Origin of the sequence: Collinsella aerofaciens (assembly GCF_015548375.1) — a bacterium.
Classification (GTDB): domain Bacteria; phylum Actinomycetota; class Coriobacteriia; order Coriobacteriales; family Coriobacteriaceae; genus Collinsella; species Collinsella aerofaciens_AB.
On the sequence record NZ_JADMWW010000008.1, the window covers coordinates 17,915 to 31,217 of the forward strand.

General features: G+C 58.3%; 12 protein-coding genes. 6 read left to right on the forward strand and 6 right to left on the reverse strand.

The annotated features are described in order from the left end of the window. Positions 1–3 precede the first annotated feature (3 nt). The 4 genes from I1969_RS04805 to I1969_RS04820 all read left to right on the forward strand — a co-directional run bounded on the left by I1969_RS04805 (position 4) and on the right by I1969_RS04820 (position 7,321). Positions 4–5,625, forward strand: a complete 5,622-nt coding sequence (locus tag I1969_RS04805) for a DEAD/DEAH box helicase family protein (RefSeq protein WP_195233379.1) — start codon at positions 4–6, stop codon at positions 5,623–5,625. Positions 5,626–5,708: 83 nt separating this feature from the next. Further along, positions 5,709–6,146, forward strand: a complete 438-nt coding sequence (locus I1969_RS04810; protein ID WP_195233381.1) for a hypothetical protein — start codon at positions 5,709–5,711, stop codon at positions 6,144–6,146. 1 nt (position 6,147) lies between these two features. After that, positions 6,148–6,912, forward strand: a complete 765-nt coding sequence (locus tag I1969_RS04815; protein ID WP_195233383.1) for a hypothetical protein — start codon at positions 6,148–6,150, stop codon at positions 6,910–6,912. A gap of 46 nt (positions 6,913–6,958) precedes the next feature. Further along, a complete protein-coding gene (locus I1969_RS04820) occupies positions 6,959–7,321 on the forward strand; it encodes a hypothetical protein (protein WP_195233385.1) in 363 nt (120 codons plus the stop codon). 51 nt (positions 7,322–7,372) lie between these two features. Here the strand turns inward: I1969_RS04820 and I1969_RS04825 are convergent, their stop codons facing one another. Next, the gene (locus tag I1969_RS04825) at positions 7,373–7,603 is read right to left on the reverse strand and encodes a type II toxin-antitoxin system RelE family toxin (protein ID WP_229028267.1); all 231 of its coding nucleotides are present in this window, start codon (positions 7,601–7,603) and stop codon (positions 7,373–7,375) included. A gap of 25 nt (positions 7,604–7,628) precedes the next feature. After that, complete coding sequence (gene relB / locus I1969_RS04830) at positions 7,629–7,865, reverse strand: type II toxin-antitoxin system RelB family antitoxin (protein WP_195233388.1); 237 nt, start codon at positions 7,863–7,865, stop codon at positions 7,629–7,631. Positions 7,866–8,668: 803 nt separating this feature from the next. Between relB and I1969_RS04835 the strand changes: the two genes are divergently transcribed. After that, on the forward strand, positions 8,669–9,655 hold the full coding sequence (locus tag I1969_RS04835) for a hypothetical protein (RefSeq protein ID WP_195233390.1): 987 nt from the start codon (positions 8,669–8,671) through the stop codon (positions 9,653–9,655). A 73-nt stretch (positions 9,656–9,728) separates the two neighbouring features. Then, positions 9,729–9,980 carry a hypothetical protein gene (locus tag I1969_RS04840; RefSeq protein WP_195233392.1) on the forward strand — a complete coding sequence of 84 codons (252 nt, stop codon included), beginning with the start codon at positions 9,729–9,731 and terminating at the stop codon, positions 9,978–9,980. Here I1969_RS04840 and I1969_RS04845 read toward each other — a convergent pair. The 4 genes from I1969_RS04845 to I1969_RS04860 are packed head-to-tail and all read right to left on the reverse strand — an operon-like array spanning position 9,977 to position 13,298. Beyond that, positions 9,977–10,522 (reverse strand): DUF5067 domain-containing protein, encoded by a 546-nt coding sequence (locus tag I1969_RS04845; protein WP_195233394.1) that lies wholly within the window; start codon positions 10,520–10,522, stop codon positions 9,977–9,979. The genes I1969_RS04840 and I1969_RS04845 overlap by 4 nt on opposite strands. Positions 10,523–10,550: 28 nt before the next feature. Beyond that, the gene (locus I1969_RS04850; protein ID WP_195233396.1) at positions 10,551–12,044 is read right to left on the reverse strand and encodes a hypothetical protein; all 1,494 of its coding nucleotides are present in this window, start codon (positions 12,042–12,044) and stop codon (positions 10,551–10,553) included. Further along, positions 12,041–12,418, reverse strand: coding sequence for a DUF192 domain-containing protein (locus tag I1969_RS04855; protein WP_195233398.1), 378 nt, complete (start codon positions 12,416–12,418; stop codon positions 12,041–12,043). Before I1969_RS04855 ends, I1969_RS04850 begins: the two co-directional genes overlap by 4 nt. 10 nt (positions 12,419–12,428) lie before the next feature. Then, positions 12,429–13,298, reverse strand: coding sequence for a type II secretion system F family protein (locus tag I1969_RS04860; protein WP_195233401.1), 870 nt, complete (start codon positions 13,296–13,298; stop codon positions 12,429–12,431). Positions 13,299–13,303: the final 5 nt, after the last annotated feature.

Here is a 13,303-nt window from a genome sequence, read left to right on the forward strand (position 1 = left end):
ACCATGGAGGAGGGGCGAGACGCCACTCTCGAGGAGGCGCGCGCCATCTCGGCCTATTCCGGTTGGGGCGGTGCCGCGAACGCCTTTGCCGAAAACCCGACCGGTGGCTGGGCCGATGTATCACGGGATCTGAAAGAGCTTTTGAGTGAGGATGAGTTCGCCGATCAGCGCGCGACGGTCCTCACCGCCTTCTACACCCCCCGCCCCGTCGTTGAACTTATCTGGGAGACGTTGAGGGATGCCGGTATCTGTGACGAGGGCAGGGCCGAGATTCTGGAGCCGGGCTGCGGAACGGGCAACTTCATGCGCTGTGTCCCCGTTGGTATGGACGTCCATGTGACCGGCGTCGAAATCGACCCAGTGAGCGCGGGACTCGCACGCGTGCTTTGCCCCGACCATAAGATCGTCGCCGCCGATATCGCCAAATGCGAGATCCCCGAGGGGTCGTTTGATGCCGCCATAGGTAACGTCCCCTACTCGGACGCGATAAAAATCGACGGAGTTCCGCTTCATGACTACATGATCAAGAGGGCCGTGGCCGCCGTGCGCCCCGGCGGTATCGTCGCTGTGCTGACGAGCCGCTATACCATGGACAAGGCCCGGGAGGCCACACGTGAAAGCCTTGCCCGCGAGTGCGATCTTGTCGGCATGGCACGGCTCCCCAAGGAGACTTTCGAGAGCCAGGCGGGAACGAGCGCGCTGTGCGACCTCATCGTCCTGAGGAAGCTCGCCGAGGCGCGGGAAATCACGCACGACAACGCGCCGGCCTGGGTCCGTACGGAGACGAACGCGGACGGCTTCCGCGTGAACGCTCTGCTTGCCTCCAACCCGTCCATGGCCGTCGGCGAGCAGAGCTCGGAGATGACCGCATACGGCCCCGGATATGCATTGATAAGTGGTCTGGACGCCGCTGGAATCGCCGATAGCGCTAGGAAGTCCCTGGCAAATCAGGCCATCGGTGCGATTTCTCATACATTTGAGGGGATGCCCGGCAGGTCTGCCGCTCCCGAGGTCGCGCAGGTCCCCACCAATCCGGCGCTCTATGAGTTCACGCTGGGCGACGGCGGGTCGATCTGGTACGGCAACGGCGACACGGTCGAGCGTTTCCGGCTCGCGGACCGCGGGGCAGAGGACCGCGCACGCGCAATGCTTGAGCTCAGGGATGCCGCTCGAGCGCTTGTCTCGCTCGAGCACGACCCCAAATCGACCGATGCTGCAATCGAATCTGGAATTAAGGCCCTCAGCGACCGCTACGACCTCTTCACTGAGCGCTACGGTCGACTAAATGATCCGAAGAACCGCAGAGTCCTCACCATGAAGGGCTATCACGACTGCTCGCTCGGCATCAACCTCTTCAGTCTCGAGGTGCTGGATACCAAGAAGAACTTCGTCCGCAAGGCCGACATCCTCTCAAAGCGCACTGTGCGCCCCCAGGCACCCCTCCCCGACCGTTCGGAGACCCCGGCTGATGCCCTGGCCGTCTCATATGACCGTACGGGCGGCGTCGATCTGGCGCTCATCGGGCGACTACTCGGCTGCAGTGTCGCCGAGGCCGAGCAAAGGCTCGGCGACCTCATCGTCCGCGATCCGATCACGTCGAGAATCGAGAGCGCCGAGGCATATCTTTCCGGCGATATCGGCGAGAAGCTGGATGCGATCCATTCGATGCAAAAGAAGGTAGAGAGCGATCGTGTCGACGCCGAGGAAAGCTCCTGGCTCGAGTCGGTATCGATTCCCCCTGTCCGCACTCCCGAGACGAGTGCGGAGGTGGCGAGAGCCGTTAGCGTTCTCATGAAAAGCGGCCTGTGGGATACCTGCGTCCATCCCTTGACGGCCGACCGTGCCGTTATCGCCTCGGCGCATGTCGGCAGCCTCCCCGACAGCTGGCGCGATAGGTCATTCAGTACATGGACCGGAGAGGCGTTAATCGCCGCCCTGGGAGAGCTCGATGAGGGGGTTCGCATCTCCACCGAGCGCAGGAACGGCTACGCGGCCATAACGAACCCCCTCATCGCAGCGCTTGTCGAGAGATCGCTCGGATATCTGGCAAGTAAACGAGATTTCGCGACCGATGGGATGAACACGGAGGAGGTTCTCTGGCGATTGTCCACCGATCCCCGCGTGGGGCCCGATGTCCTTGCCGTCGCGCTTGGGCGTGCCGATGCTGACAACACATATCAGACTCCCGATCCAATCAAAAACCTGGCGCGCGCGTATGGGATCTCTGTTGCCCGGAAGTCGGAGCAGGAGCCCCTATCGAGTGTTTTGGCGGCTGCGATGAAGGCAGACACCGTGCCGGCCGAATTCCTTATCTCGCTCGGCTATCGCCAGGCTGGTGAGAAGGCCGTGATGAGGACTACCCATGTTGACTGGATGGGCGACTTCGATCAGCCCATTCCCCACGAGGAGCTCGTCAACTCAGATGACCTTGCCGAGTACAGGGCTAGACGCGAGAGACATATGGCAGCCTTCGGCCTAACCGAGTCGGATGTCGAGAGGCTCGCCGCGCTGCGCACCTGCGAAGAGAAACTGAAAGCCGTGCTTCCACGCGAACTGGGTCCCGGAGAGATCGCGGCGACCCTGGGTTCTCCCTGGATTCCCCCCTCCTTCGTCATGAGCTTCATCGAGGAGGAGCTCGAGTTAACTGATGGCGAGATGACTGCGGCAAAGCAGAGGAAATTTGAGGTTGCCCATGAGCCCCGTACCGGAAAATGGCGCCTGACGGGAAACGCGACCGAGCTTTCGCTTGAGGTGCTGACCAGATACGGGATCAGCAGCTATTCGCCGCTCAAGGTCATCTCGGCCGTCCTCAACGGCAGCGAGACGAAGCTGAACAAGACCGACCTGTCCACGGGCAAGAAGATTCCCGACCCCCAGGGGACTAAGGCCGCATGGGACAGGAGGCGCTTGATTTCGTCGGCTTTCGAGAAATGGGTGTGGGCAGACCCGGATCGGGCAAATGTGCTGTGCAAAATCTACAACGATAGGTACAACCGATTGGCGCCCAGGACGTATGACGGCTCATACCTCACTTTTCCCGGTATGAATCCCGACGTGGAGATGAGGCCGCATCAGCGTGCCGCCGTCGCGCGAGCTGGGCAGGCAGATGAGGGCACGCTTGTGGCACATGTCGTCGGCGCCGGAAAAACCTATACGGGTATCGCCATGTGCATGGAAGCCAGGCGTCTCGGTCGGGCCAACAAGCCGCTTGTCGTCGTGCCGAAGCACCTAACCGAACAGTGGGCATCGGATTTTGCCTACCTCTATCCAGGGTCGAGGGTGCTCTATATGGGTAAATCTGAGTCGGATTCCGCGGATGCGGCGAGGGAGTTCTTCGGCCGCGCGGCAAACGGTGACTGGGACGCCGTGATCGTATCGAGTTCGCGCTTCGATATGCTCGACCTTTCGCAAGAGCGAAAGGAGGTCTATCTCAAACGCCGAAGGATGGAATTCCTGCGGGCCAAAGAAGATGCGCAAGAAAACGGCGGAACCTTCTCGGTTAAAAAGCTCGAGGAAGAAGTTAAGAAAATCAATGAGAAGCTCTCAAAGCTCCATTCTTCTCCGAAGACCGAAGGGCTTTCGTTCGAGGAGATCGGCTTCGACTATCTGTTTGTGGACGAGGCGCATAACTATAAGAATCTCCCTACGTATGGCCTCGCTATTGCGGGAATGACTTCCTCGAAGTCCAACCGCAGCGAGAGCTTGCTTGAAAAGTGCACCTACCTTCGTGAGATTGGCCATGGACGCAACATCGTGTTCGCCACGGGCACACCTGTCACCAATACGATGGGCGAGCTGTACAACATGCAGCGATATCTTGCACCCGAGCTCCTCGAGCGGCAGGGCCTTTCATCGTTCCCGTCTTGGGCGTTCACGTTCGGCACGATAGAGGACTCGATGGAGATCAAGTCTGAGGGCAACGGCTTCCAGCTGAAACAGCGCTTCACGAAGTTCCATAACCTCCCTGAGCTCATGAGCGCTTACCGAACCTTTGCGGACATCGTCACGCAAGAGACCGTGAACCTCAAGGTCCCCGAGTGCGAGGAGATCCATATCACCGTGCCCGCCACGCCTGAGCAGCTCGAGGAAGTCAAAAAACTCGGCATCCGCGGCGAGCGCGTCCGTGCCGGAAATGCAGAGGGCAACGACAATCTGCTTGCGATCACGGGCGACGGCATGAAGGTCGCACTCGACCCGAAGCTGATGCACCCCGAGTTTGAGCCGATGGAGGGCGGCAAATGTGAAGTTTGCGCACGCGAGGTATTTAAAATCTGGGAGGAGACGGCCGACATGCGCGGTGCGCAGCTCGTCTTTTGCGACCGTTCGACCCCGGCCTCGGGGAAATGGAATATCCAAGACGATATGAGGAGACGCCTCATCGAGGCGGGAATTCCCTCCGAGCAGGTTGCTTGCGTCAGCGATGCCGGCAACGATCCGGAGAAGAAAGAAACACTGTTCGAGAAGGTTCGTTCGGGCGAGGTGCGCGTCCTCATGGGTTCGACTGAGAAGCTGGGCACGGGCACAAACGTCCAGACGAGACTCGCGGCCATTCATAACCTTGATTGCCCATGGAGGCCTTCCGATTTCGAGCAGCGCCTTGGTCGAATCAGGCGCCAGGGAAACCTTTTCGAGAGCGTCAGGGACTTCAAGTACGTCGCCCAGGGAACGTTCGACTCCTTCCTCTACTCCACCGTCGAGCACAAACAGCGCTTCATCGGTCAGGTCTTCTCGAATAAGCCGTCCGTGCGCAGCATGGATGACATCGATGAGACGAGAATCTCCTACTCAGACCTTGCCGCCGTGGCGTCGGGTAACCCCGATATCAAGAGGATCCAGGAGCTGAGAAGCGAGATTATGGCACAGTCCATGCTCAAGCAGTCTCATGACGAGATGGTGGCAAACATGCGCCACCAAATCGAATCTCGTTATGAGCCTTCAGCCGCTTGCAACCGACGACGATTCGAGTTGCTCGAACGTGACCACGATGTCCTCGATTCTGCGAACAGGCAAAGGGAGCTCGACAAGGGTGCAGATATCGTAAGGGTCTCGGTCGGAGGTGTGTCGGCGCTAGATCGAGCTAGCGCGATCGGCATGATTCAAGGGGCTGCCGGAGATTGTCCCATCGGCCCAGTCAGGGCAATCGGAGAGTTTCGCGGTCTTGAGATTGTCGTGAAGAAGGAGCAGACGCTGCTCGAGCGAGACGGCACCTTCCGTTACGACCCCTTCATCGGCCTTAGGGTCAAGGGTGCGGCCGACGCGCACTGGTCGAATCATATGCTGCCGTCGGCTACTTCCGGTTCACACACCGTGCTGCAGCAGATGGACGGCATTATCGAGAAAGAGGCGGGCGGTCTAGACCAGGCTAGGGCCCTTATGGAGCGCTCCGACAAGCAGCTTGATGAGGCCAGGAGAATCGTTGTCGAGCCCTGGGACGGTGAGGAGAATCTCGATAAGCTGCAGGACGAGCTTGCCGAGCTGGAGCAGAAGGAGCTTGAAAAAGGCCATGACGAGTCAGGCGTAGATGGTGACCAGGACGAGGACGGCCCTGCCATTGCGGAGTCTCCCGTCAGTGTTGGGGGACACGATGGGGGCGCACATCCCCACACGAGCGGTCATGGATTTTAAACGACAGTCACAGTCGGCCTCCAAAGGCGCTAGCCGTTTGGATGCTATGGAGCCCATTGAGGTTGAATGAGAACGGAGACGGGATGAACGTAGGAAAAAGTCTCGCCGAATCGATTGAGGGGGCCACGACGGCCTACTATCGAGATGGCGGTGGCACCGAGACCGGGATTGCGGCTGACGAGAGACTGGTCGAGGCGCTCAAACAGGCCTATATCGCCGCCTATGCCAGAAATGACGGCGGATCGCTGGATACCGTGAAAAAAGAGCTTGCGGAGTTCGGTGGAAGGGAGCCGACGACCAATGAGATCTGTGAGGCCGCCATCGCGCTCGCAGGCAAGCAAGCGAAGCAGGATGCCGGGGTCATCTCCCGTATGTTTAAGCTACAGGCCGCATCGCTAGCGGAAGAGTATGCGCCTGCGCTTGTCAGGGCCTTCGATGCGGAACGCGCTCAGAAGACCGCCCGCGGCATCGAGCTAGACGAAAACGCTGCGGTCAAGCGAATGAATATTAGGAGGAGCTGATATGTACCTTGTGGATGACAGCGGGAAACCTTACGTCGCCTTATTTAGCGTGCAGTACACGCCCCGGTACAGCGACTATCCAAGGAGGCCCCATGACGTCTGTTTCAAACTCACTAGGGACCCGAAAGGCCGCGACGGCGTTTTCGTTCAGCCCTTCTCATATGGCGGCATCTCTCCCGTGGCCCATGTCTCGCATGAGGTAGAGGCCTCGCTTGCGCTCGGATGGCCGGAGCTTACGTCCAACGGGTATACCGTCGAATTTACCGGCAGTTACGATGAGGCCAAGGGAATCGGGAGTTACAGTGCCGGGCACGAAAAGCTGATGGAGCTCCCGATTCTCATGGGCATTCTCGAGCTGGAGGGGCTGGTCGAAAACGCCGAGCGCGACACGCTTTACGGCGCCCTCGTGATCGATGAGAAAACTAACGAGATCAGGGTCGAGGTTCCCGAGGATGTCGATACCGAGTTCAGGTATTGGCTCAGGAACAACGGGGCGCACCCCGTCTCATCCAAGGAGATGCCGACGGTTCCCGTTGACCGCGATCCGAACCGAATCTCCAAGGAGGTCGAGGCGATCATCTCGGAAAAAACTCCGGAACGCTTCATGAAATCGCTGCTCGACTCGAAGATCCTGCGTGCTGGGGCTTCGGCGGCAGATGTCGCGGCGCTGAGATCGGGACTCGATGGCCTTTTGGGCCATAGCGTCGCCGGTACGGAAAACCTTAAGAAATCGCTCGATATGAGAGAGCGTTCAACGCGACATTAATAGCTCGCAAATCCGTAAGCCCCTGCCCTGATCAGGGGCTTTTCGTTTGTTAGGAAATTCATTTAGTCAGAAATTACATAGTTACGATATTGCACAGTTCCGTTATCACGTAGCTACGTTATGCCGTTGGGGCGGCACCATCGACACCATCAGCGAGGCCAACCTGCAGGACAGCTACATCGAAAACACGGCTTATCGGTGGTGTGTCCTGGGGCTCGTCCCGATCGTCGACACGCGATGGAAGCCCGTCACCTATGGCCACGGCGATTCGAGTTGGTATTACTACAGCAAATGGGACGTGCGCTACGACCGTGCTCGCGCCAAGGAGCTGCTGAAAACGGGGCCGCGGGAGTACGACCGACATCCAGACGGCGGGCCCTACGACGGCCGCCCCTGTTGGCAAGCGTAAAAACGGGGAGGGTCAAAAACCCTCCCCGTTGCGTTAGCGGTGTCGACCAGCCTACCTGCGAGTCCTGTAAACCCTGCTTCGGTGGTCTAAATCGACAACAAGAATGACGAGAACATCGTCCTCGATATCGACAACTATCCGATAGTCTCCGACCCTGTAGCGCCATAGACCAGACTTATTTTCAGTTAAGCCCTTTCCCATGCTCCTCGGGTCTTCGAGCTGTGAAATCTCATGGAGCTTTGCCACAATTCTTTTGGCGATCTGCTTGTCCAGCTTTCTCATTGATCGCTGGACATCCTTATCGACTTCAATCCGCCAAGCCAAGGCTCTCCTCCAGCTCGTCGAGCGTCACAGTCTCAAGCCTGCCGGCCCTATAATCCTCGACCTTCTTCATTAAGCCGTACTCGTACTCCAGCCTGTCAATCTCGGCGGCGAGTGCTTCTGTCATGTAGAAAGTCTTCGTGCGTCCCGTTGATTTCGCCAAACGGTCGTACCTGATTGCTAAGTCCTCGGGCAGCCTCAATGCCGCGGTAGCAGTGGCCATAACGCACCTCCCAATCATGCGTATAACGTGTATTACATTCTAGCACATCGATCACCGCAGAGGTGCACAATAAATGTATTGATCTTCCATCGTTCATGTAATGTGAACTGTAACGAAAGAGGCCACCCAGGATAGCTATGGAAAATCATGGTGCTGATAACTGCGAAATTACGTTAATGAATACTTGCATTTTAAGAAGTTACGGCATTACACAATCACTCTATTACATCGTTACACTATGCCGTAGTTGCGTTATTGCGTAGTTACATTGTCACGTAGTTGAGTCATATCACAGTTCGGCTATTGCCAATACGATATCTCGGTTACGGAGACCATCCTTCATCCGGTCTGTCATTTTCCGGATCATGGACCACATACCAGCTGTTGCCGTGGTGGCAGATGTCGCGTAGGGTACCGTCTCCCATCTTTACGCGCCAGCTCTCGCACACACGGCCCTCCCCCATCACCCATGACCGGGGTTCGTGCCAACCGACCTCTGCGAAGGGGAAGATCCTGCCGTCGTACCATTTGATTCCCCACGGTACGTACTCTCCGTCTGGCCGGCACTCGACCAGTGCTGTCACGAGCCTGATTGACTTCTTCCCCACGCCGACTCCTTATGCCAATTACTAACGAACGTGTGTTCTATTGTCTCATATCTCATAGCGTACATGCCGGATGTTTTGAAGCCTTCGCGATACAGACTGAAGTGTCACCAGATGGCACCAAACGACCACACGCAAGAGCCTCGGTAGTGGGATTCTAATCTCATGGAAATCCCTGGAAGAAAGGGCTAAACGGTTATGGTTAAGAAAACTACTAGCATTTTTGTCCCGTTGGTTCCGAAAATGCCAAAAGACGATATGCCCAACGAATCCAGACCGAATTTCGATGACTTTGCTGTTGGTATGGTAACGGTCAAAAAAGATGAGAAATGCCCAGAGACATTGAGATTCGCAAACGATGTTTCCATTAAGACTGAAGCCATGGTGGAGAAAGATGTTCTTGAAACACTAACGGCCTTTTGCGGAATGAATGACAGTACAGGTTATCTGGTGACCGTCGATTTCACCAGGGCGAACCTATCGTTCCGCAAGAATAAAAAGGAATCTAAAACTGATCACCCGCTACCGCGTGGCTTCGATTGTTTGCTTTTGGAGTTTCCCATTCTTGCATGCGCCCTAAAAACACAGGGAATCGAGATTTGTTTGCCAGATAACGCCCTATGCTTCGGTAGTTTATCTCGGAAGAGTCTCGACTATATTAAACACTACGCAGGTAATTATCCTGGTGATTGCAGGTTGCCCCATCGCCTTTTTGATGAAAGAGCCACTATTGTAGGCAAGGGGTCAGAATTGCGAGCCCTCTGCCATCTTTCCAAAACACATGGCCTTACGACCTTTAGCCCGGATTATGCTGAGGACATGCTAGACACCACCTATAGGAAGGATGTCTCTGCCAAAGAGAAAATTAGACTAGTTCTAGATTCGGGGTCTTCCCCTGATTTCATTCGCAAAATGAATGAGGCGGGCTTCATCTCGGAAGGGGTTCCCGCCCAGTACCGTGACTCGATTCTCAAAAAGGCGCGTGAGGTATTCGATACCGATCTCGAGATATGGGATCAGCGTGTCGCGCCGATGCTCGAGGAGCATCTGGGCGTTAACGAGCCGTGGGTTGTCGGCGACTTCTATGGCAATCCGAGGAAGGCTGAGCTTAAGAGCGAGCCGGAGCCAGCGGAAAGGGTTGTCCCGGCACCCGCCCGCGCAATGCCCGTATTTAGACCGGAATAGCCATGAGTGCGCAGATGCGCTCGCTGGGCAACTCTCTAATCCCCCATGGCCATGAGAATCTTTTGGAGCGAAAATGACTCCCGTTACGGTCAGCGTCGTGGAGAGGCCCGGTAGGGAGCCGAAGTTCAGATGGATTGAGCTTTCCGACGGTCGTAGATTCCAGGTCCGCTCCACGGGCGCATCTGTCCCCTGCCCCGGGCGCAAGACGGGCTCTCTCGCCCGTATCTGGAGCGTGGAGATCGAGTGGAAGGGCAGACCGGTCCACCGTTTCATCGTCAAGGACGGTGATGGCTATTACATCGTGCGCGCAGGAGAGGACTCCTAGAGGGCCTCATAATCCAGATGCGAGATCGGGTAGGTGTTCTCGTAGACGTAATCCGATGAATTCGATGACTTGATCTTCACCTTTACGGGTTGGCCTTCGTCTTCCAGCAGAAATGCGGTGCAGACTGAAATCGAGTAGCCGGGCTCGAGTGTCTTCGAGGCATTCGGGTCGCTGTATTTCGTGCAATGGGACAGCTTCACGCCGTTTTGGTAGCACGAGACGTAGGACACCGGTGCCCGTCCGTCATGGTCGAGGTTGTTCTCGAATGTCATGCTGACGAGCAGGAATCGATACTCCTTGCCCCTCGAGTCCGTGACGACCCTCTTGTAGACGCCATCGACCGTAAGCCCCCTGGAGGCATCGGATGAGCCCGTGTCCCCTATGCCTCCGAAGGAGAACGCCTCGTCCTCGCTCTTCTCGGATTTCTTTTTCTTCTTCGAGTCGTCCGATTTATCCGACTTCTTGGCGCAGCCGCATCCCATGAGGGCCATCGAGCCGATACCTGCCAGGACGGCCCTCCTGCCGACGTTGACGCTACCCATACGTTATCACCCATCAATCCATTTCATATCACAACCGATAGAGCGCGTATCCCCTGCCGCTCGCCGTCTTCTCGGCGCCGGGACAGGCTTTCTCCAGGCGTTTCCCATGGGAGTCCATCACGATTGCCCATGCCCAGCCGTCCTCCCTTAGGCGCCCAAAGCCGCCTTCCAGGCTGTCAACGTAGAGTCGGTAGTCATTGGCCGCGCCGTCCCCGGCGATTGCCTCAGACCAGATCTCAGGCCGCATATCGTATGTCACGGGCACCTCGGCCCATTCGAGGTAATTCATCACGGCGGCGTCCTCGGACCATATGCGACCGGGGTTGTCGCCCAGGGCCTCGACGATCTGCCCCATATCCGCATCGATACCGCACCAACCGGATTCCACTCCGCTTGTCTCGGGCTCGATTGAGTGAAGTCCGCTGTTGATGACGGAGAGCGCCATGACAAGGCTCAAGGCCATCCTGCCTGCAATGAGCAAACGATATATTTGGGGCTCGAGTTCGTCCTTGCGCCCGGCAGATACCGCGACGATCAGAAACGAGACGGTCCACGTTATCCAGAGGCACCTGACGGCGAGCGCCCCGGCAATTGCGGACGCCAGCCAAAAAGCCAGAAGCCATCTGGGCGGGAACCGGCGCGCGAGGGCGCACGATATGGTTGCCGCGAGGATCGAAACGCACCAGAACAGGGCTGCCGCCGGCATCGCCCACACCGGCTTCAGCTCGAGGATGACCCCACCGTACGATGCTGCACCTAGTGAGCGGAGCACATAGAGCGAGCCGTCGATTGCATACGGGTTGACAAGGGATTCCGCTGCCATTCCGGCAATCGCCGCAAGCAGGGGCAGTCTGGACTGTGACCACGCGCGGAGTGCCTCGCATGCATTGCTCGGCTCGAACTCGCCCTCTTCCGGAAGCAGGAAGCACGCTGCGGCGGCGGCCGGCAAGGGCCAAAGCGCAGCCTGCAGATTCACCGACAGCAGCGATACTACGGGAAGCCCAAGTAGCAAACGCTTATCGGCGCCTCGCCGCCACTCCAAGCACAGGGAGATTGCGACAAACAGCAGCGCTGCCGTCCAAAGGGACGGACGGATGGACAGATACGAGGCCATGAGGGTAAAGCCGAGCGCACCGATCAGCAACGGTGCCCAGGGGTAGCGTGGGTTTTGCGCCAGCCTGGAAACGGTGCCGGTATAGGCCCACAGGGCGAGCGCGGCAGGTATCGCCACGGAGACGGCGACGCCCGCATAGCCCGCGGCCCTCCAACACAGGTAGAGCCACACATCGTGCAGCCACTGCTGGAGCACGATACCCTGGCCGGCGATTGCGGTGAATGGGTTCGTGCTCGGGACGCCTGATTCGACGACCACGCGCCCCGAGGCCAGAAGGAACCATCCGTCCGTATCAAGCGTCCCCGCCGACCTGATGGTGGGAATCAAGGCCACAACGGCCATTGACAGGATGACGGCGAGCGCCGCTGAGGCACAGCGTACGATCTTCGCTACCTTAATTTGGTTCAATCGAGTCTCCTGATAGAGATCGGGCGGTCCGACTCGGTGAACGTCCCGGGTGCGACCTCGATGCCGCCCACAGCCCCCCGCGGTGCGAAAAGGATGCGCCAGGGGGCGACTGAGGCATCGAGCGAGACTACCGGCCAGGACTGATCTGAGGGGTCGAAACGGCCAATCCAGCAGACATCAATCGGGACGCGCATGAACAGGGTATGGAGCGACCTGCCCCTTGCGTAGACCATGCCGGTGGATTTGCCGATTGACTTGGCGCCCATATACCCGATCGCCTTGTCCCTGAAGGACTTGGCGATCTTGAGGGAAATCGGGACCTCGGCGCCGGACCGGGTGGTGGCCACGCAGGGGATATCGTATTCGAAGCTCATGGGCCGTCTCCTACATGAGAGAGGTGAACGTCTGCGCGATCTGGGCCAACACGGGGGCGAGGACGACGATCAGAAACACCGGAAGGATAAACAGGATGATCGGGAAGAGCATCTTGGTACCGAGCTTCTCGATCTCCGACTCGACCTTCAGGCGCCGTTGCTCGCGAACCGTCTCCGCCTGGTCGCGGATGATGTCGACGAGAGATCCGCCCGCGCGCTCGGATTGCGCAAACGAGGCCGCGAAGATCGTGAGGGACGGCACGCGGGCTCGCTCTGCGAAGCGAAGGAGTGCCTCGGTTCGCGATGAGAAGCTGGCCTCGTTGGCCACTCGCTCGAAGCCCTGCGCGATGGCGCCGTCCATCTTGCTGCCGACCGTGTGCAGGGCGAAATCGATAGATGAGCCCGCCGACATGCAGATTGCGAGCAGATCGAGGGCGTCGGGAAGCTGTCGGTCGAGCTCGTCGCGCCATTTTGCGCGCTCATTCAAAAGCCACAGCTGCGGGATGGCGATTCCCGTGAGCGCCAGCGCGGCGAAAATGCCTAAACCCTTTGCCCCGCCGACGAAAAGCGACGCGACGAGTCCCGCCGCCGTGAATCCCGCAGCGCTCGCGACGCGGAAGGCCCAGAAGGTCGCCGGCTGCATGGTGGATCCGGCGCGGTCGAGGGAGTCGCGCGTCGAGTCCATTACGGTGCGCGAAATGGGAGCGAGCCTGGAGACAACGTTGGAAAGCTTGTCGGCGATTCCGGGAAGCGCCGGGGAGGCGTCCTCTTCCGCAGGCTGCTCTAGGCCGAAGACGCGTTTGAGGGCGATGTCCACTCCGAGGCCCGCGGCGATTCCGATGAGGATGATAATGAAGCCAGTTGTTATTGATTCGAACATCTGAG